Below are 20593 nucleotides of genomic sequence, written 5' to 3'. Positions count from 1 at the left end.
TGATCGCATTGGCGCGTCCCCAGGGGGTGCGCCTCAATGTCTGGCGCCTGCAATTCGTGCGTCAGCGGGCATGTAGTAACATGCCCGATTGGCCCGTGTGTATTGCGGGCGTTCTGCACCCCAACCCGGAAGATCGATGTTCAATCGTGCCCTGACGAGCCTGTTTGGCAGCCGCAATGAACGCGTATTGCGCCAGCTTTCCCGCGCCGTTTCCCGCATCAACGCGCTGGAGAGCGAGTACGAGAAGCTTGGCGACGAGGCGTTGCGCGGCAAGACCGATGAGTTCAAGCAGCGGGTCGCCGGTGGCGAAGCGCTGGAAAAGCTGCTGCCCGAAGCCTTCGCGGTGGTGCGCGAGGCAGCCAAGCGCACGCTGGGCATGCGCCACTATGACGTGCAGATGATCGGCGGCATGGTGCTGCATCAGGGCAAGATCGCCGAGATGCGCACCGGCGAAGGCAAAACGCTCGTCGGTACGCTGCCGGTCTACCTCAATGCGCTCGCAGGCAAGGGCGTGCATGTGGTCACCGTTAACGACTACCTGGCCCGCCGCGACTCCGCCCAGATGGGCAAGCTGTACAACTTCCTGGGCCTGAACGTGGGGGTGGTGTATCCAGGCATGGATCACGCCGACAAGCATGAAGCCTATGCGGCCGACATCACCTACGGCACCAACAACGAGTTCGGCTTCGACTACCTGCGCGACAACATGGCGTTGAGCAAGGAGCAGCGCTACCAGCGCGGCCTGCATTACGCGATCGTCGACGAGGTCGACTCGATCCTGATCGACGAAGCGCGTACCCCGCTGATCATCTCCGGTCCGGCCGAGGACTCTCCGCAGTTGTACCTGGCGGTGAACAAGATCGTGCCGCGAATGATCCGCCAGACCGAGGAAGAGGGCGAAGGCGACTACTGGGTCGACGAGAAGCAGAAGCAGGTGCACCTGTCCGAAGCAGGCATGCAGCACGCCGACGAATTGTTGCGCGATGCCGGCGTGATCGAGCAGGACAGCGGCTTGTACGACTCGAAGAACCTGGCGGTGGTGCATCACCTCAACGCGGCGTTGCGCGCCAACGGCATCTACCAGCGCGACGTCGATTACATCGTGCGCGACGGCGAGGTGATCATCGTCGACGAGTTCACCGGCCGCACCCTGGTCGGGCGGCGCTGGTCCGACGGCCTGCACCAGGCGGTCGAGGCGAAGGAAGGCGTGCCGATCCAGCGCGAGAACCAGACGCTGGCCACGGTGACGTTCCAGAACCTGTTCCGCATGTACAAGAAGCTGGCCGGCATGACCGGCACGGCCGATACCGAGGCGTTCGAGTTCCAGAGCATCTACGGCCTGGAAGTGGTGGTGATCCCCACCCACAAGCCGATGATCCGGGTGGACAACCCGGACATGATCTTCCTCGCGCAGGATCCGAAGTACCGTTCGGTGATCGAGGACATCAAGGACTGCCACAAGCGCGGCCAGCCGGTGCTGGTCGGCACCACCTCGATCGAGGTGTCGGAGTTGCTTTCGGGCATGCTGACGAAGGCCAATGTCGCGCACGAAGTGCTCAACGCCAAGCAGCACGAGCGCGAGGCACACATCGTCGCGCAGGCCGGCGCACCTGGCCAGGTCACCATCGCCACCAACATGGCCGGCCGCGGTACCGACATCGTGCTGGGCGGCAGCCTGGAAGTGGCGCTGGCTGCGCTGCCCGAGGATGCCGGCGAGATGGACCGCCAGCGCGTCAAGACCGAGTGGAAGAAATTGCACGAGCAGGTACTCGCCGCTGGCGGCCTGCACATCATCGGCACCGAGCGGCACGAGTCGCGGCGCATCGACAACCAGTTGCGCGGCCGTTCGGGTCGCCAGGGCGATCCGGGTTCCTCGCGTTTCTACCTGTCGCTGGAAGACAATCTGCTGCGCATCTTCGGCGGCGAAGGCCTGGTGCGCTGGATGAAGCGCTTCGGCATGAAGGACGACGACGCGCTGGAAGATCGCATGATCAGCCGGCAGATCGAGAAGGCCCAGCGCAAGGTCGAACAGCACAACTTCGACATCCGCAAGCACCTGCTGGAATTCGATGACGTTGCCAACGACCAGCGCAAGGTGATCTATACCCAACGCGATGAGCTACTCGAGGGCGAGGACGTCTCGGCCACCGTCGCCGACATCCGGGAAGACGTGGTGCAGACCATGGTGCGCGCGTACGTGCCAGCCGAGAGCATCGATGAGCAGTGGGATCTGGCCGGCCTCGACCGCGAGCTGGAAAGCGAGTTCGGCCTGGCGCTCGATTTGAAGCAGTGGATCGAGCAGCAGCATGAAGTCGACGCGGAAATGATCCTCGCGCACGTGCGCGACGCGGTGAATGCACTGTTCCAGGCAAAGGAAACCCAGATCGGCGCGGAGACCATGCGCCAGTTGGAAAAGCACATCATGCTGACCGTGGTCGACAACGCCTGGAAGGATCACCTGTCCAACATGGATTACCTGCGCCAGGGCATCTATCTGGTCGGCTACGCGCAGCAGGATCCGAAGCAGGCATTCAAGCGCGAGTCGTTCAAGCTGTTCTCCGACATGCTCAGCCGGATCAAGACCGAGGTGGTGCAGATGCTGGCGCGGATCCGCATTCGCAGCGAAGAGGAAGTTGCCGCGATGGAAGCCGAGCAGCGGCGCCTTGCCGATCGTCTGCAGAAGCAGATGCTGGCGACCGGCGGTGGCGCGCCGCCTGCTGGCGCGTTCGGCGGCGAGGCTGAATCCACGGGTGATGGCATGCGTCTGGCGCAGCCGCCGGCACAGCATGACGGCCCCAAGGTCGGCCGCAATGAGCCATGCCCATGCGGCTCGGGCAAGAAGTACAAGCATTGTCACGGCCAGCTGGCCTGAGCCTTCCGAGCGATATGAAAAACCCCGCCGCGGCGGGGTTTTTTTTTGGAGGGATCAGTCCTCGCTGCCGGGCGGCCGCTTGCGATGCGCCTCGGCGTTGACCGTGATATATCGCGGTTCCTCATCGTCCAGCCGCAGCGCGGTGAGCTGCCCGCCCCACACGCAGCCGGTGTCGATCGCGTGCACGCCGAGCCCGGCGAAGCGGCCCAGCGCCGACCAGTGGCCGCAGACGATGCGGGTATCGCGCCGACGCATGCCAGGCACCGAGAACCATGGATACAGCCCCGGCTTCTGCGTGCCGGGAATGCCCTTGGCCTCGAAATCGATGCGACCGTTCACGTCGCAGTAGCGCATGCGGGTCATCGTGTTGATGGTGGCGCGCTGCCGGTCCAGCCCTTGCAGCCGGCTCGACCACACCGCCGGACGATTGCCGAACAGATTGCGCAGCAGGCGCGGGTGGCGAGGGCTGGAAAGCTCGCGCTCCACATCCTCGGCCGCGCGCTGGGCCTGGCGCAGCGTCCACATCGGCGCCAGGCCCGCATGCACCATGGTCCAGTTGAGCTGCTCGTCATGATGCAGCAACTTCTGCGACCGCAGCCATTCGAACAGCACCGGCGCGTCGTCGGCGAACAGCACTTCGCGCAGTTCGGGGTTCACCCGAGCCTGCGCATCGGGCCGGCGCTGCGCGATCGCGAGCAGGCTAAGGTCGTGATTGCCGAGCGTGACGATGCTTTGCTCGCGCAAACCGTGAATCAGCCGCAGCGTTTCCAGCGACTGGCCGCCGCGGTTGACCAGGTCGCCACAGAACCACAGCTGGTCCTGCGCCGGATCGAAGCGCAGCTTGTCGAGCAGGCGTTGCAGTTCGGGATAGCAGCCCTGCACGTCGCCGATCGCGTACGTAGCCATGTCAGCGCAGGGCCATCAGTGCAGCGTGCGCGGGATGGACAGGGTGAAGGTCGGGATGGGCGCCTCGAACTCCGTACCGTCGTCGGCCAGCATCTGGTAGCTGCCGGCCATGGTGCCCACCGGGGTTTCCAGCACCGCGCCCGAGGTGTATTCGAAATCGTCGCCGGGTCGCATCCATGGTTGCTCGCCGACCACGCCTTCGCCGGTCACCTCCTCTACCTTGCCATTGGCGTCGGTGATCATCCAGCGGCGGGTGAGCAGGCGTGCGGGCATTTGCCCGGCATTGCGCAGGGTGACGGTGTAGGCGAAAACGTAGCGATTGTCACCGGGCTTCGATTGATCGGGGACGAAGCGGGTTTCGACCTGCACGTCGATCGTGTAGGAAGATTTTTCAGTCATGCCCGGATTGTAAGGCCTGCCGCCGTGAATGGGGCGGAGCCGCCGGCATTGGACCGCATCTTCCTCGTCAAAGGTCGGCGTAGGCCTTGGCCAGCCGCACGAAGTCGGCCGGGGCGAGTGTCTCGGCGCGTGCCTTGGGGTCGACGTCGGCGCGGCGGATCGCATCGCTGTCGAGCAATTGCTTCAGCGCGTTGGCCAGCGTCTTGCGCCGCTGCCCGAACGCCGCCTTGACCACGGCGTAGACATGCTCAGGCCGGGCATCGTGCAATTCGTGGGGTTCCAATGGAACCAGTCGCACCACCGCGGATTCCACCTTCGGCGGTGGCCGGAACGCTTCCGGCGGCACGTTGAACAGCGGCTCCACCCGGCAGGCCAGCTGCAACATCACGGATAGCCGTCCATACACCTTGCTGCCCGGCTCGGCGGCCATCCGGTCGACCACTTCCTTCTGCAACATGAAATGCATGTCCTGGATCGCCGCCGCGTGCTCGACGCAGTGGAACAGGATGGGACTGGAGATGTAGTAAGGCAGGTTGCCGGCGATGCGCAGCCGCGGCACGCCGTGGCTGTGCGCCAGGGCGCTGAAATCCACTTTCAGCACGTCGGCATGGATGATGTGCAGTTCGCCCGCGCGGGTCGCCCGCGCCTGCAAATCCGGGATCAGGTCGGCATCCAGTTCGATCGCGGTGAGTTTGCCGGCGGCGGCGAGCAGCGGCAGGGTCAGGGCGCCTTCGCCGGGGCCGATCTCCAGTATGAAATCGTCCGCTCGCGGTGCGATGGCGCTGACGATCCAGTCGACGTAGCGGTGATCATGCAGAAAATGCTGGCCGAAGCTCTTCTTGGGGCGCGCGTTCATTGGTTCGCTCCCGGCGAGGTGGGGGCCTCGCCACGCGCCTCTCCGCCTGGGGGAGAAGAGGAGCAAGTGACGCGATGCGCCACGAGTTCCAGAGCCATCTGCGCCGCGGCGATCAGGCTGGCCGGGTTCGCCTGGCCGGTGCCGGCCAGATCCAGCGCCGTGCCGTGATCGACCGAGGTGCGGATGAAGGGCAGGCCGAGCGTGAGGTTCACCGTGCGGTCGAACGCCTCGCTCTTGAGCACCGGCAGTGCCTGGTCGTGGTACATCGCCAGCACCGCGTCGTAATGGCGGCGCTGGGCAGGTACGAACGCCGTATCGGCCGGCATCGGGCCGAGCAGCTTCATCCCTTCGTCGCGCAGCGCATCCAGCGCCGGAATCAGGGTGTCGATTTCTTCGCGGCCCAGATGGCCACCTTCGCCGGCGTGCGGGTTGAGTCCCAGCACCGCGATACGCGGTTCGGCGATGCCGAATTTGCTTCGCAGTTCCGCATGCACGATGCGCAGCGTGCGAGTCAGTGTGGCGCCGGTGATGGCGGCCGGCACCGCGGCCAACGGCAAGTGTGTTGTAGCCAGCGCCACGCGCAGCTCCGGGCTGGCCAGCATCATCACCACATCGGAGTGCGCGCGCTCGGCGAAGAATTCGGTGTGTCCGCTGAAGCGGATGCCGGCGTCGTTGATCGAGGATTTCTGCAAGGGCGCGGTAACCACTGCATCGTAGCGACCGGCGAGGCAGCCATCGGCCGCTTCGCTCAGGGTGTCCAGTACGTGGCGCGCGTTGCGGGGGTCGGGCAGGCCGGGCGCTTCGTCAACCGCCAGTGGCGTATGCCGCAAACGCAACGTGCCACGTCGGCGCTCGGTCTGCACGCTGCCATCGTCCTCGGCCAACTCTATGTGCAGGCCGCAACGCGCGGCCGCGCGCTCCAGCACGTGGCGATCGGCGATCGCGATCAGGCTGGCTGCCAGCGGGGTGGCGGCCAGCCGAATCAGCAGCTCCGGACCGATGCCCGCCGGCTCACCGGCAGTGACCGCGAGCCGGGGCAGTGGCATGGTATTCAACGCGGCTTACGGCGAGGTGCCGGGCGCTGCCTGGCTGTCCGTGTCGCGCAGTTCGGGTACCAGGACGTTGACGTAAGCGTTGGAGCGCAGATCGCGCAGATAGTCGTCGTAGACCTGCTCGGATTTGCGCGTGCCGATGGCCTGGCGGGCCTGGTCGCGTTCGATCTGCACGGTCTGATCGCTCTCGCGCGAGCCCAGCCGCTGCACGATGTGCCAGCCCGCTTCGCTCTGGAACGGCTGCGATATCTCGTTGTCCTTCAGCTGGCCCAGCTCCTTGGCGATGGTGGTACCCCATGCCTGCGGCGCGAACCAGCCCATGTCGCCGCCGAGATTGGCAGTGGTGTCGTCCTTGGAATTTTCCTTCGCCAGCGTGGCGAAATCCTCGTGCTTGTTGACGATGCGGTTGTACAGGTCGCGGGCCTTCTGTTCGGCCTGCGCCGGCGTCACCAGCTCGCTGGGCTTGATCAGGATCTGCCGTGCATGCAGCTCGGTGACCATCTTGCGGCTGCTCTGGCGCTGGTCGATCAGCTTGAGGATGTGGAAGCCGGTCGGGCCGCGCAGGGCCGGGCTGACTTCGCCTGGCTTCAGTGAGGCGAGGGTGTCGGCGAAGGCCGGCGGAATCTCGTCCATCCGGCGCCAACCGAGGTCGCCGCCTTCCAGTGCGTCGGACGCATCGGAAAACCGGATCGCCGCGGCGTTGAAGTCCATGCCGCCCTTGATCGCCGCAATCGCCTGGTCGGCCTTGGCCTGGCTGGCCTGGATCGTGGCGGCATCGGCACCACTGGGAATGGTTATCTGGATGTGCGCCAGATGTACTTCACCGGCCTTGTAGGTCGGGCTGCTGAGCAGGTTGTCGATCTCGCTGTCGGTGACCGAGACCGAATCCTGCACCACGCTCTGGTGCAGCCGCTGCACGGTGATCTGGTCGCCCAGCTGCCGGCGGAAGGAGGCGAAGCTGGCACCGCTACGCTCCACTTCGGCGCGCAACTGATCGGGCGTGAGCTTGTTCTGCTGGGCCACGCCTGCGATCGCCTGGTCGATGTCGGCATCGGAAACGCGGATGTTCTGGTCCTGCGCCTTCTGCACCTGCAGCCGCATCAGCACGAGACGGTTGAGCACCTGCTGCTGCAGCACGTTCATCGGCGGCAGCTGCTCGGTGTGGCCGGCGTATTGCTGCTGTACCGACGCCACGGCGTCGTTCAACTCGCTTTGCAGGATCACGTCCTCGTTGACCACCGCCACGATGCGGTCCAGCGGCTGGTTTGCCGAGGCGGCCGGCGTCAGCATCTGGGCCTGGGCGGGAAGCACGATCGCGAGCGCGGCGAGCAGGAGAGGTGCAAGGAATAGCTTCATCGATGGAAAGCCTGGATCGCCGGAGCGAATGCGTTTATTGATAGCCGAGAATATCACGGTGCAACAAGGGATCGATTTGGCCGCCCGACGAGCCGAGCCCCTTGAACACCACCTCGAACATGATCGCGTTGTCGCGCTGGTTGATATTGCCGCCCGCGGGGACAGGCCCGAAACCGTAATAGGACTGGTTGATGTAGTTGCGGTCGACCAGTCGCAGCGACACGCAACAGCTGTCGTACTCCACGCCGGCCAATGCCTCGACGGTCTCGCGATCCTTGACCGAATATGTCCACGATCCCACCAGCCGCCAGCGCTCGGACAACGGGTAGACCGCCGACGCGCTGTATTGTTCCAGCAGGCCGCGCCGGTAGCGATACGAGAAGTTGAAGATGCCGTCGGTGCCCAGGCGGCGCTGCAGCTCCACCGCCGCCATGTCGGTGAGGCGGGTGTTCGGGCTCCACTGATAGGAGCTGGCCAGCCGCCAGCGATCGCTGAGCTGCACATCCAACTGGGCCACATAGGCCGAGCGCACCCAGTCGGTGCCGATCACCCGCTGCGGGCTGAGGTAGCGGATCTGGCCGAAGCTGGCCGACACGCGCTCCACGCCGCTGTCGTCGAGCAGCCGGGTGGTCAGCGCCGCAGTGACGTTGTTGGCATCCATCTGGCGATCGGCGCCGGAAAACTGGTTCGGCGAAAACAATTGCCAGTAGTCGAACGACATCAGGCTGGTATCGAACACCGGCAGGTTGTTCTGGTTGCGATACGGCACGTACAGGTAGTACAGCCGCGGCTCCAGCGTCTGCGTGTAACTGTTGCCGAACAACGAGGTATTGCGGTCGAAGACCATGCCACTGTCCACGCTGACAATGGGCAGCGCGCGGCTGGGCGATTGTTGCGTGAACGGCGAGACGCGTCCGTTGCCAAGTAGCCCGGAGTAGCCGTATCGGTCGTAGCCGCTGTCCAGCTGATAGGCCGTATAGCGGTACGCCAGTTTCGGGCGGACGAACCACGCGGAGTTGCCGAAATCGGCGGCCAGATAGGGGTAGATATCCTCGCGCTTGCCCTGGACGAAACCGGTCTTGCGGAACGCCACGGCCGAGCTGTCCATGCCGAATTCCAGCCAGCGCGACAACGGCACGTCCATGCTGAATCTGGCGTAGGGCAACTGGTCGTACGGCAGTACGGCATCGGTCACGAACGGGTTCACGTTCTGGTAGATGGTGCCGCCGAACGATGCGTTCCACCATTTGCCGCCACCCACGATCGCGGCGTTGGAAGCGAGCGTGTAGATCGCCGCGTGGGACAACGCGTTGCCATAGTCGTACAGGTAGCTGCTGTCCGAGGCGTGGTTGTAGGACCCCACGAACTGCCAGCCTTTCCACAGCCCCGTGCGGTCGGAAAGGTTGACCAGGTAACGCGAGTCACCTTTGGTGTCGGCCAGGCCGTCGTTCTGGCCATGGTCATTCGGCACGTATTCCACGTTGACTTGGCCGCTGCTGCCGGGCAGCAGGTAGCGGAACTCGCTTGCGAGCATGGCGCCACGGTCGCTGTAGATGCGCGGATCCAGCGTGGCATCGTAGTTCGGCGCCAGATTGAGGTAGTAGGGCGCGCTCACCTCGAAACCGGACCGGCTGGTGTTGCCGATGGTCGGGTACAGGAAGCCGCTCTTGCGGCGGTCGTCGGTCGGGAAGCTGAAATACGGCAGATACAGGAACGGCACATTGCCCAGCCGCATGGTGGCGTTGCGCGCCACACCCACGCCGGTGTCCTTGTTGATGGTGATCGAGCTGGCGCGGAACTCCCACAGGTGATGGCCGACGTCACAAGTGGAATACGTCGCCATCGAGTAGCGCGAATGCTGCGCATCCAGCATGTGGCCCTGTTTTGCGACGCCGTTGCCGCGGGCGTCCAGCAGCTGGTAGCGCACGTCGTCGGCGATGCCGCGGCTGGCTTCGGTGTTGCCCTGCATGTGCGACGCTGCCAGCAACTGGCCGGCCTCCTGGTAGCGCACGTTGCCGCGGGCGTCGTAATCGGTGCTGGTGTTGTTGTAATCGACGCTGTCAGCCTGCAACTGCTGGTCGGCGCGGTGGAGTTTCACGTCGCCGGAAAGGTGGTAGACCGACTGGTTGGAGCTGTCCACATGCCGCGCGTCGACCTTGGTGAGGCTGGTTTCGCGCAGGCTGACGTCCTTGCCGAGGCTGGGGTCGTAGAAATCCAGCAGCGCGTTGGGCCGGCACATGGCGTAGTTGTACGGGCGCGGTGCGCAATGGAACGAACCCAGCGGACAGGCCTGCGCGGCCTCCCCCGGCGAGCTGGCGGGAATGCTCTGACCACTGCTGGCGTCGGCCTGGCCGCCGATCAGGGCAAGTGCTGCGGCAACCGCCAGCAGGCGGCGTGGGGGTAGCTTGGGCATCGCGGGGAATCTGCCGACTTTGAAGGCTCGTTAAGCTAGCAGAAACGCCCCGGATACGGCAGGCAAACCTTTCCGCGGCGGTGGGCGGGTTCAGCGGGAGCGGACGAAAACGAGCGGCGATGCGATCGCGGCGGTGCGGCTCGTCGAGTGGCAGCCCGGCTGCGGTCGAGGTACTCGTTCGACGCATCGAAATGCTCTGGCGAGGTCAATGATCCGCAAGTCCAGCCATGCAGGCGGCCAACTCACTCCATCAGCGCGCTGACGTGCGCGCAGGCGCAGGCCGCCAGTGCGGCGAGGTCGTAGCCGCCCTCCAGGGTGGAAACCAGCCGCCCGCTGGCGTGCGTGCGGGCCAGTGTCGCCAGCCGTCCGGTGATCCAGGCGTAATCCTCGTGGCCCAGCCGGATGTCCGCCAAGGGGTCATTGCGGTGCGCGTCGAAGCCGGCCGAGACCAGCACCAGTTGCGGCCTGAACGCGGCCAGGCGCGGCAGCAATACGCCGTCCCACAGTTCGCGAAACTCGTGCGACCCCGCGCCGGGCGAAAGCGGGCCGTTGACGATGTTGCCCAGGCCGCGCTCGTCCTCATGGCCGCTGCCGGGATACAGCGGCGACTGATGACTGGAGACGAACAGCACGCGCGGTTCGTGCTCGAAGATGGCTTGCGTACCGTTGCCGTGATGCACGTCGAAGTCGGCGATCGCGACCCGCTTCAGGCCATGCGCCGCGAGCGCGTGCGCGGCGGCCACCGCGATGTTGTTGAACAGGCAGAAGCCCATCGCCTGATCGCGGGTGGCGTGGTGGCCGGGCGGCCGCACGGCGCAGAACGCACGCAGGCCGTCGCCTTTCATCACCGCATCCACCGCCGCCACGTTGGCGCCCGCTGCGCGCAGCGCCGCCTCGGCGGAACCGGGCGACATCAGGGTGTCTTCGTCCAGGCGGCGCTGGCCGGTGGCCGGCGCGCCAGCGAGGATGCGCTCCACGTGGGCGGCGCTGTGCACCCGCAGCAGTTGCTCGCGCGTGGCCAGCGGCGCCTCGACCCGGTCGAGCGCCGCATAGCGGTCCTGATCCAGCGCCTGCAGCACCGCGCGCAGCCGCGCGGGGCGTTCGGCATGTCCCGGGCCCGGATCGTGCTGCAGACAGGCAGGATGGGTGTAGAGCCGCAACATGCGGCGGCCTATTCGGCCGGCTGGGGTTTACGCCTGCGCTCGTGTTGCCACAGCACTTCGCCGTGACCGCTGGCGCGTGCAAGCACGCGCGAGATCACGAACAGCAGGTCGGACAGCCGGTTCAGGTAACGCTGCGGCTGGGTGCGGACGCTCTCCACGCGTGCCAGCGCAATCACCTCGCGTTCGGCGCGGCGGCAGACCGTGCGCGCCAGATGGCCGCAGGCCGCGGCCATGCCGCCACCGGGCAGGATGAACTCCTTCAGCGGCGGCAGCGGTTCGTTGAAGCCATCGAGGATGGTTTCCAGCCGGGTGATGTCGCTGTCCTCGACCATCGCCATACCGGGGATGCACAGCTCGCCACCCAGATCGAACAGGTCGTGCTGCACCTGGGTCAACGCCTCGCGCACTTCGGCGGTCACGCCTTCGGCCGCCAGCAGCATGCCGATGGTGCTGTTGAGTTCGTCCACCGTGCCGTAGGCGTTGACCCGCAGCGAGTCCTTGCCTACCCGCGAGCCGTCGCCCAACCCGGTGCTGCCGTCGTCGCCGGTACGCGTGTAGATCTTCGAAAGCCGGTTGCCCATGGGGTTCAGCGCGGCCGCCCGGCTTGGCTGGCAGGCAGCATGCGGGCGATCTGCACCGCCAGCACGTGCAGCACCGCGCCGAGACCCACATACAGGGCCGTGGTCTGCAGGAACGGCAGATACCAGTCGCCCAGGTTGGCGAACCATGCGGCCGAGTTGCGCGGCAGCGGCACGCTGTCGCTGAGCCAGTAGAAGCTGCCATTGGACAGCAGATAGCAGGCGGCCCAGCTGACCACCAATGCCACCACCGCCATGCCGAGCGTCTGCACGTGCAGGCCGCGCTGGTGTTTCGCCAGCCAGCTGCCACCCAGCCACAGGCTGAAATACGACGGAATCAGGAACCAGTAAGCCACCGAGACGCAGTAGTGGCTCCAGAAGTCGAGCCCCTGGCCGCTGATCACCAGATAGTCGATCACTACCGCTTCGGCCATCAACAACGGGAACGCCCAGCGACCGGCGCCACGCAGCCAGAAACCGGCCAGGAAGAAGATCGCCCACGACGCATCGTCCACGTTGTGATGGAGCAGGGACAGGTGGATGCGGGTAACCGCCATCACTGCGGCGAGTGCCAGCAGGATGCCGAGGCGTTGGGCCGGTGTCTTGACCATGAGGAGCTCCATGTGGGCGTCTGAACAGACCGCTAGTCTAGCCCAACGCCGCAACGCGGGCGGTCCTGGCGCGTATCATCGGCGCATGAATGTCCACGAATCTCCCGCCCTGAACGAACCCGGCGTGCTGATCATCGGCGGTGGCCTGGTCGGTGCCAGTCTGGCCATCGCGCTGGATACCGCGGGCGTCGCCGCCACCCTGGTCGAAACCGCCGCCCCACGCGCCGATGCGCAGCCCAGTTACGACGAACGCAACCTGGCGCTGGCGCGAGCCACCGTCAACGGCCTCGACGCCATCGGCGTGTGGCGGCATGCCGCGGCGCGAGCCACCCCGATCCGGCATATCCATGTCAGCCGCGCCGGCGAGTTCGGCAGTGCGCGCATCGATGCGGACAGACAGGGCGTCGATGCGCTGGGCTGGACCTTGCCGGCACGTGAACTGGGCGTGGCGTTGCTGCGTCGACTGGACGAATGCACCCGGCTGACCCGGCTTGCGCCGGCCACCCTGGACGCGCTGGAGCCGCTGCGCAACGGCTGGCGTGCGCAGGTCGACACGCCGCACGGCAGGCGCAGCATCGACACGTCACTGCTGGTTGGCGCCGATGGGACGAACTCCCTGGTTCGCGCGCAGCTGGGCATCGACGCCGAGCGCCACGACTACCGGCAGACGCTGTTCGTCTGCACGGTCACGCCGGAGCGCGATCACGCCAACCGCGCCTGGGAGCGCTTTGCCGATGACGGCCCGATCGCAATGCTGCCGCTGGCCGAGCGCCGCTGCGGGCTGGTGCTCACGGTGGCCGCCGACCAGGCAGGCGCTGTTGCGGCGCTGGACGATGCGGAGTTCATCGAACTGGCGCAACGGCGTTTCGGCTGGCGTCTTGGCCGCCTGAGCCGGCCCGGCAAGCGTCATCCGTATGCGATCCATCGCGTCGCGGCGACCCGGCTGACCGGGCCGCGGGCGGTGCTGGTGGGCAATGCCGCGCAGACCGTGCATCCGATCGGTGCGCAGGGTTTCAACCTCGGCCTGCGCGATGCGCTGACCCTGGCCGAGCTGATCGCGACGGCTGCCGACCCTGGTGCTTCCGGGCTGCTGGAACGCTATGCCGCACGCCGTGCGCCCGATCGCGACGGCACCATGGCGATGAGTCACGGCCTGGTGCGGCTGGCCTGCCTGCCGCAACCGCTGCTGGGACCGCTACGCTCGCTGGCCTTGCTCGCCTGCGATCGGGTGCCGCCATTGCGACGGGCACTGGCGCGGCGTGGCATGGGCTTCCGCGGCGAGCCGCCGCTGGCCGTGCTGGAGCGCCTGCCATGAATACGGCTTCGCCCGAAGTTTCACCGCGCCGCCGCGCGCCGGCTCTGGACGTGGCCGTGGTCGGTGGCGGCATGGTCGGCGCCGCCGCCGCGCTGGCCCTGGCGCGTGCCGGCTTCGGCACGGCATTGCTGGAGGCGCATGCGCCCGCGCCATGGACCGCCGACGCCGAGGTGGACCTGCGTGTAGTGGGCCTGGCCCCTTCGTCGATCGCCCTGCTGGACGATCTGGACGTCTGGGCGTCCATACGGCAAGCGCGCGCCGGATCGTATGCGCACATGCATGTGTGGGATGCCGAAAGCGGGGCCGCCATCGATTTCCACGCGGCCAGCGAAGGCCGCGACAAGCTCGGCTATATCGTCGAGAACTCGCTGGTGCAATGGACGCTGTGGCAGGCGCTGGAAGCGGCCGGCGTGCGTCGCCTGTGCCCTGCCCGGGTGCAGGGTTTCGAGGCGCGCGAGGATCGTATCCAGCTTGACCTGGCGGATGGCGGGACGCTGGCGGCGGGCTTGCTGGTGGCTGCCGATGGCGCGGCCTCGCCCTTGCGCCAGCTGGCCGGCATTGGTACCCGGGGCCGGGACTACGCTCAGCGCGCCGTGGTGGCGCATGTGACCACGGAGCGGCCGCATGAAAATACCGCATGGCAACGCTTCATGCGCGGCGGACCGCTGGCTTTGCTGCCGCTGGGCGACGGACGCAGCTCGCTGGTGTGGTCGCTGCCCGAGGCCGAGGCCCAACGCGTGCTGGCGCTGGACGACCAGGCTTTCCTCGATGAACTCGGCCTCGCCAGCGATTTCCGGCTCGGCCGCATGCTCGCCACCACCCCGCGCGCGGCGTTTCCGTTGAAGCTGCAACTGGCCCAGTGCTATCAGGCTGACCGTTTCGTGTTGCTGGGCGACGCTGCGCATGCGGTGCATCCGCTGGCCGGCCAGGGTGTCAACCTCGGGTTGCGCGACGTGGCCGAGCTGCGCGACACGTTGCTGGCGGCACGCCGTGCCGGGCGTGACATCGGTGCCGACCACGTGCTGCGTCGCTACGCGCGCCGTCGGCGCAGCGCCGATACGCTGGATGCACTGGGCTTCGACGCACTGGCGCGCATCTATGCCTGGCAATCGCCGCCGCTGGTCGCCGCCCGCGGCGTCGGCGTGCGCCTGCTCGATCGTCTTGCCCCGTTGAAACGGCGCCTCTCGGAGCACGCCGGCGGACTCTGACCCTGCTGCAAGCAAAGCCCCATCCAACCCGCCCCGCTTGGGGCGGACCCGTCAGCTTCACCGGAGGATTGATCATGCGCATCGCCCGACTTTGCTGTCTGCTGCTGCTTGCCGGTTCCAGTTTCGCCGTACAGGCGAAGATGGTGCACCGAAGCGTCGAATGGAGCCAGGACGGCACGCGCTTCCACAGCATCCTGGTCTACGACGACGCGACCACGGCAAAGCGGCCTGGCCTGGTGATGGTGCCGAACTGGTACGGCGTCAACAACGCGGCCGTCCGGAAGGCCGAGATGATCGCCGGCAAGGATTACGTGATCCTGCTCACCGACATGTACGGCGCCAGCGTGCGTCCGCAGCAAGGCCATGCCGATCAGGCGCAGGCGGCGGTGAAACCGCTGTACGGCGATCGCGCGCTGATGCGCAAGCGCGTGAGCGAGGCGCTGGCCCAGCTGAAGGCGCAGGCCGCGGGTGCGCCGATCGACAGCAGCAAGCTGGCCGCGATCGGCTTCTGCTTCGGCGGCTCGGCGGTGCTGGATCTGGCGCGCAGTGGCGCCGACGTCGCCGCGGTGGTGTCATTCCACGGTGGTCTGGATACCGACAAGCCGGCGTTGGCGAAGAACATCAAGGCGCGCGTGCTGGCGATGAACGGCGCCGACGACAAGGGCACCATGCCGGACGCCGACAAGTTCATGGACGAGATGCGCACCAGCCCCGCCGACTGGCAATTCGTGGTGATCGGGCACGCGGTGCATTGCTTTACCGAAGCCGGCGAGAACTCGCCTGGTTGTCGCTACGACGAGCGCGCGGCCACACGCAGTTACCGGTTGATGCACGACTGGCTGCGCGCGGCGTTCGCCGGCACACCGTAGTTTTGCAGGACTCTCACAGAGACTTTCTGTGACCGTGCAGAGTGCTGTTTGGTGTGGTGCTGATAGGTCGGGAGCTAAGAGCTTTCGACCTCCTTCGGAGGCCGAGTTACTTTCTCTTTGCGTGGCCAAAGAGAAAGATAACCAAAGAGAAAGGCCACCCCGCTTGGCACTTGCCGGGCTCCTGCCCGGCAAGTCCGTGAGTCGGGGCCGGGCTTTTCGACCGGACTCCTGTCCGGGCGAAAAGGAACCGACATCCCTGTCGGTTCCCGCTGCGCGGCCTGTCGACCCCGCCTCACCGCCGCACAGGGGCCCCGGGGAGCAGCGGGCCATCGTGGCCCGCACTCGGTGATAAAGCTGAAAAGCCACGGCAACGGCAACGCATCGCTCTGCCGTTGCCTTGCTTTCGATCTGGCTCTTCTGAGAAGTGCGCGCAGGATGCGCGCTGCTCTACCGGGTCCCCTCTGAAGCGGCGGACGGATGGAGGAAAAGCCCGCAGGGCGGCCGGCAGGGATGCCGGCCAGTTTGGCGTCAGCACAGGATGTGCTGTCGACAAACCCCGCAAGGTCCGCAAGCGGGGGAGCCCTCTCTTTGGTTATTTTCTCTCGGGCAGGCGAGAGAAAGTGACTCGGGCGCCGTGGGCGCACGAAAGCTCTGGAGCTTTTTTTCTCCCAGCCATTTAAGTGCAACCACCACATGCGCCATCGGAGCGATGCGCCTCATTCCGCGCGTTCGCGCACCGCTTCCTTCGTCAGCGCAGCCAGCTGGCGCAAGCGCGTGCCGCCAGCATCGGCCAGCAGTTCCTTCAGCCGGGCGCCAGCGTCCTCCTGGTCCAGGCTTTGGCGTTCGGCCAGCGAAGCGGCCAGTGCGCGGCCCATCGAGTCGAAGATCAGGGCGTAGGCGAAGGCGTGCAATACGCCGCCGCCCAGCGTGCCCAAGCCGGGAAATGCTTTCAGCGCGTTGCCGGCGACGGCAAGCACGATCGAGCTGCCGGTGCGCAGGGTCAGCCTTGCCTGTTGCACGAAATCCTCGACCTGCACCTCGCTGACCTTGACCCCGTACAGCTCGGCGAGCGCGCGGGTGAGGCCGGTGGCGAGCACCCCCTGGATCACCAGGTCACTGCCCGGCGCCACCGCGGCGAGTGCGCCGACGATGGCCCGCCGCGCATATTTGTGCACGATGCGTTCGGCCTCCTCGGCGCGGGTCTGCGCTTCCAGCGTGCCGGTGCGTTGATGCAGGCCGGCCAGCACGGCGTTCTCGCGAAGGCTCTCCATGCCTTCGGCACCGGACGCGGTGAGCCGCGCAAGCGCCTGCAGCAGCGGCCCGATGGCCGGCTTGCGCTGGCGCTCGACCGACTCGGTACTGCCGTCGGCGAGCTGGCGTTGATAGCGTTCGCTGCCGCCGGCGCTGATCGCCAGCACGGCGCTGGCGATGCCGCGCGATTGCTGAACGAGGCGCGCGAGCAACTGGTCGCGTTCGACGGCCGTCCACTGGTCCGCCTTGTTCAGCACCAGCAGCAAGGGCTTGCCGAACTCGGCCAGCCAGCGCAGTTCGTCGGCCTGGCTGCGGTCGAGGTCGCCGGCACACAGATAGATCACGGCGTGCGCGCGCAGCGCTTCTTCGCGCGCCAGGGTTTCGCGGGTCTCGCCACCGGCCTCGCGGCTGCCGGGCACGTCGGCCAGCACCAGCGCGCGGCCGTCCGGCAAGCTGCCGTCGTAGTGGCCGACGGTGCGGGTGGTGCCGCCACGCGCGTCGCTGGCGGCCTGGGCGTGCGGTGCCAGTGCGCGGATCAGGCTGGACTTGCCGGTGGAGATTTCGCCGAACAAGGCGATGTAGAGGCGCGCACCGAGGCGGCGGCGATCGAGTTCGCCCAGTTCGGCCGTCAGCATGCCGGTATCCGCGCCGCGTTCGTGCAGCTGGCCGATGCGCTGTTCCAGGCTGCCGCGGTCGGGTGCTGGCAGCGGTCGGCGTTTGCGCCGAGGCCGCAGCATCCACCACAGCACGCTCAAGCCGGCCGCCGCGAAGAGCAGCAGGATGCCGCCGAGCGTCCATTGCAGCCATGCCGGCAGGGCGAGGAAGCGCTGCGCCAGCGCCAGCGCACGTTCGGCAGCGGCAAACAGCAGCCACAGCAACGCAGCCATGGCTAGCGCGGAGAACAGCAATCGCATGCGTCGGGACATCTGCGCATTCTAGCGAGCTTCGTCGCGCCGGCTTTCGACGCTGCGGCCGGTGCGCCGGCGGGCACGCCGTGCTCGCGCCACCGCCGCGGTTTTGGCACTATCGCGGCTTGGGACAATGCGGCGTCCAGCGGGGTTGAGCGGATTCTGCGGCAGCTGTTCACGGGGAAACGGATGGGGAGCGATCTGAGGTGGTCGGCACGATGGCTGGGCATGACGCTGGCCATGCTCGTGTCGGCACCCATGGCGTCGATGGCATCCGATGGGCAAACCGCGGGCCCGTTGCCGACGCCGCAGTTCCGCCGCTATGAAACGACGGACGGTTTGCCCAGCGGCGCGATCTACGCGGTCGCGCAGGACCGCAACGGCTTCATGTGGTTCGGCTCGGCCGGTGGCCTGATACGGTTCGACGGCGTCGGCTTCAAGGTGTTCCGGCATGCGGGGGACGACCCGGATTCGTTGCCGGCCAACCCGACCTACGCCCTGCTGGTCGACCGCGACAACGACGTCTGGACCGGCGGCATTTCGACCGGCCTGATCATGTACGACCAGCGCCGCGGGCGTTTCCGCCATTGGACGCATGACGACACGAAGCCCGCCAGCCTGGCGGGCAACGAAGTCTGGGACATTGCCCAGACCGCCGATGGCAGCCTGTGGGTGGCCACCGAAAGCGGGCTCGACCGCATGCGACCGGATCGAAGCGGGTTCGACCACGTGCCGCGGAATGTCGCCGGCGAGCCGGCCGGCTCGTTCGGCCAGACGCGCGCCTTGCTGGCCGACGCCGATGGCCGTCTTTGGATCGGCGCGGAGAGCGGCATCTACCTGCGCGAAACCGACGGCACGATGCGGCAGGTACGGGTGGATCCCTCGTTCCATGGCGACGTGGGCAAGAGCTGGCGCATCGACGGCGGCCATGGCGACGTCAGGGTGTCGCTGACGGGGGGGCTGCTGATCATCGGCGCCGATGGCGTGGCGCGACCGCTGGCGAACCGGCAATTGGCATCGCAACGCGTCATGAGCAGCACCCGCGACACGCAGGGGCGCCTGTGGATCGGCACCGCCGACGGCGTGCTGCTGGATCGCGGCGACGGGTCATTGCAGCGCATTGCCGGCCAGCCGTTGTTGCCGGGCGGGCTGCCCGGCAACAAGACGTGGCAGACCACGCTCGATGGCGAAGGCGGCTTGTGGATCACCTTCGAGCAGTCCAGCATCGCCTACCTGCCGCCGGGCTGGAACGGTTTTGCCCGCTTCACCCACATACCCGACGATCCCGGCAGCCTCTCCGGCATCTCGGCGTCGACGATCCTCATGGGTCGCGACGGCAAGTTGTGGCTGGGCGGCAACAATGGCTGGATCGACAAGCTCGATGCAGCCACCGGCCGCGTGCAGCATGTGGTGAAGGGCATGCGCGGGCAGGTCGTCTCGCTGGCGGAAGACCCGCGTGGCCGGCTGTGGATCGACAACCCGCCCGGGCTCACCCTGTTCGATCACGGCAAGCTGACTCCGCTCGATCTCGACTCCTCCGGAGTGACCCGGCCGGTGCTGCTTAGTGCCGCCGACGATGGACGGCTATACGTCGCCTCGTGGAACGAAGGCGTTTATGTGATCGACCCCGACAGCCTCGCCGTCGCGCGGGTCGAGATGGAGCGCGGCAGCGAAAGCAGCCTGCGGCCCGATCAGCTTACCTGGCACGCCGGCAGCCTCTGGTATGCCAGCGAGGGCGGCCTGCTTCGCCAGGCCGACAAAAGCGCGCGGCTGCTCTTCGTGCCGGGCGTGCCGCGCCAGGAGATCATCGCCTTCGCCTTCGATGCGACCGGGTTCTGGCTGGCCACCAAGTCAGCGCTGGAACACTATCGCTACGCCGGCGGGCGCGCGCTGCGCGACGACCGCATCGACCTCGGCCATGAGCAGCTCAATGCCGACCTGCGCGACCTGCGCGTCGATCGCCAGGGTCAGTTATGGGTGTTTGCCAACCCCGGCCTGTGGCAGTTCGATCGACACGCCCGGCGCTTCCGGTCGTTTGGTTCCTCCCATGGTCTGCTCAACGCGAATTTCGACGGCAGCGCAACCACCATGGCAGCGGACGGAACGATGTTCGCGGCCACCAGCGCGGGCGTCGTCGCGTTCCGGCCCGAGCGCCTGCTGCAGACGCCGAACGCAAGCCCATCGCCGCCGCTGACGCTGGCGTATCTCAACGTGCAGCGCGGCGGCGAAGTGCATGGCATCCCCCTCGACAGCGCGGTGGTGCAACTGGACTGGCGCGACCGCGACCTGCGCGTGGGCGTGCGCCTGGCGTCGTTCATCAACCCCGCGGTCAACCGGTACCGGTTCCGCCTGAATGGATTCGACAATGGCTGGATTGACGCCGACAGCCGCGGCGAGCGCGACTTCGCGGGCCTGCCGGCGGGCGATTACCGGCTGGATGTGCAGGCCGCTGGCGCGGACGGCCAATGGGCCCTGTTGCGGTCGCCGCTGCGCATCCACGTGCAGGCGCCGCCGTGGGTGCGCTGGTGGGCGTGGCTGATCTATGCGCTGCTGCTTGCCAGTGCGGTGAGCCTGGTGCTGCGCAGCTGGCGGCGGCGGCTGGCGCAGCGCCATCGCATGCAGCTGACCGAACAGCAGCGGCAGATGGCCGAGGCGGCCAGCGCGGCCAAGACGCAGTTCCTGGCCACGCTGAGCCACGAGATCCGCACGCCGATGACCGGCGTGATGGGCATGGCCGAACTCCTGCTGAGCACGCCGCTGAGCCCGCTGCAACACGACTACACCCAGGCCATGCAGCGCTCCGGCAGCATGCTGCTGAAGCTGCTGAACGATGCGC

The 20593-nt window shown here is 67.0% G+C and carries 15 protein-coding genes; 5 read left to right on the top strand and 10 right to left on the bottom strand.

Annotated features, from left to right (window positions below; genetic code table 11):
* Positions 1 to 136: 136 nt before the first annotated feature.
* Positions 137 to 2872: a preprotein translocase subunit SecA gene (secA, locus tag ACFPME_RS11980; protein ID WP_377305577.1), complete on the top strand. Its 2736-nt coding sequence runs from the start codon at positions 137 to 139 to the stop codon at positions 2870 to 2872.
* Positions 2873 to 2926: 54 nt separating this feature from the next.
* On the opposite strand, the gene ACFPME_RS11975 is transcribed toward secA, so the two are convergent.
* The 9 genes from ACFPME_RS11975 to ACFPME_RS11935 form a co-directional block, all read right to left on the bottom strand.
* Positions 2927 to 3778 (bottom strand): symmetrical bis(5'-nucleosyl)-tetraphosphatase, encoded by an 852-nt coding sequence (locus ACFPME_RS11975; protein ID WP_377305575.1) that lies wholly within the window; start codon positions 3776 to 3778, stop codon positions 2927 to 2929.
* 15 nt (positions 3779 to 3793) lie between these two features.
* Complete coding sequence (gene apaG, locus ACFPME_RS11970; protein ID WP_377305573.1) at positions 3794 to 4177, bottom strand: Co2+/Mg2+ efflux protein ApaG; 384 nt, start codon at positions 4175 to 4177, stop codon at positions 3794 to 3796.
* A 67-nt stretch (positions 4178 to 4244) separates the two neighbouring features.
* Positions 4245 to 5033, bottom strand: coding sequence for a 16S rRNA (adenine(1518)-N(6)/adenine(1519)-N(6))-dimethyltransferase RsmA (gene rsmA, locus ACFPME_RS11965; RefSeq protein WP_377305571.1), 789 nt, complete (start codon positions 5031 to 5033; stop codon positions 4245 to 4247).
* The gene (gene pdxA / locus ACFPME_RS11960; protein WP_377305569.1) at positions 5030 to 6079 is read right to left on the bottom strand and encodes a 4-hydroxythreonine-4-phosphate dehydrogenase PdxA; all 1050 of its coding nucleotides are present in this window, start codon (positions 6077 to 6079) and stop codon (positions 5030 to 5032) included. Before pdxA ends, rsmA begins: the two co-directional genes overlap by 4 nt.
* Before the next feature lie 15 nt (positions 6080 to 6094).
* Positions 6095 to 7441 (bottom strand): peptidylprolyl isomerase, encoded by a 1347-nt coding sequence (locus tag ACFPME_RS11955; RefSeq protein ID WP_377305567.1) that lies wholly within the window; start codon positions 7439 to 7441, stop codon positions 6095 to 6097.
* 34 nt (positions 7442 to 7475) lie between these two features.
* Positions 7476 to 9854, bottom strand: coding sequence for an LPS-assembly protein LptD (locus tag ACFPME_RS11950; RefSeq protein ID WP_377305565.1), 2379 nt, complete (start codon positions 9852 to 9854; stop codon positions 7476 to 7478).
* A 242-nt stretch (positions 9855 to 10096) separates the two neighbouring features.
* On the bottom strand, positions 10097 to 11014 hold the full coding sequence (locus ACFPME_RS11945) for a histone deacetylase family protein (RefSeq protein WP_377305845.1): 918 nt from the start codon (positions 11012 to 11014) through the stop codon (positions 10097 to 10099).
* A gap of 11 nt (positions 11015 to 11025) precedes the next feature.
* Entirely contained in the window at positions 11026 to 11598 is a 573-nt protein-coding gene (locus ACFPME_RS11940) for a cob(I)yrinic acid a,c-diamide adenosyltransferase (RefSeq protein ID WP_377305563.1), read from the bottom strand.
* 5 nt (positions 11599 to 11603) lie between these two features.
* The gene (locus tag ACFPME_RS11935; RefSeq protein ID WP_377305561.1) at positions 11604 to 12206 is read right to left on the bottom strand and encodes a hypothetical protein; all 603 of its coding nucleotides are present in this window, start codon (positions 12204 to 12206) and stop codon (positions 11604 to 11606) included.
* Between the two features lie 85 nt (positions 12207 to 12291).
* Between ACFPME_RS11935 and ubiH the strand changes: the two genes are divergently transcribed.
* The 3 genes from ubiH to ACFPME_RS11920 all read left to right on the top strand — a co-directional run bounded on the left by ubiH (position 12292) and on the right by ACFPME_RS11920 (position 15598).
* Positions 12292 to 13521 carry a 2-octaprenyl-6-methoxyphenyl hydroxylase gene (gene ubiH / locus ACFPME_RS11930; protein WP_377305559.1) on the top strand — a complete coding sequence of 410 codons (1230 nt, stop codon included), beginning with the start codon at positions 12292 to 12294 and terminating at the stop codon, positions 13519 to 13521.
* Entirely contained in the window at positions 13518 to 14729 is a 1212-nt protein-coding gene (locus ACFPME_RS11925; protein WP_377305557.1) for a UbiH/UbiF/VisC/COQ6 family ubiquinone biosynthesis hydroxylase, read from the top strand. Before ubiH ends, ACFPME_RS11925 begins: the two co-directional genes overlap by 4 nt.
* Positions 14730 to 14803: 74 nt before the next feature.
* Positions 14804 to 15598 (top strand): dienelactone hydrolase family protein, encoded by a 795-nt coding sequence (locus ACFPME_RS11920; RefSeq protein WP_377305555.1) that lies wholly within the window; start codon positions 14804 to 14806, stop codon positions 15596 to 15598.
* 716 nt (positions 15599 to 16314) lie between these two features.
* Here ACFPME_RS11920 and ACFPME_RS11915 read toward each other — a convergent pair.
* Entirely contained in the window at positions 16315 to 17775 is a 1461-nt protein-coding gene (locus tag ACFPME_RS11915) for a GTPase (protein ID WP_377305553.1), read from the bottom strand.
* Positions 17776 to 17985: 210 nt separating this feature from the next.
* Here ACFPME_RS11915 and ACFPME_RS11910 point away from each other — a divergent pair.
* Positions 17986 to 20593 (top strand): sensor histidine kinase (locus ACFPME_RS11910; protein WP_377305551.1); only part of this gene is annotated, 2608 nt, incomplete at its 3' end.

Origin of the sequence: Rhodanobacter umsongensis (assembly GCF_042654965.1) — a bacterium.
Taxonomy (GTDB): Bacteria; Pseudomonadota; Gammaproteobacteria; order Xanthomonadales; family Rhodanobacteraceae; genus Rhodanobacter; species Rhodanobacter umsongensis.
This window is presented reverse-complemented; position numbering and strand designations above follow the sequence as displayed.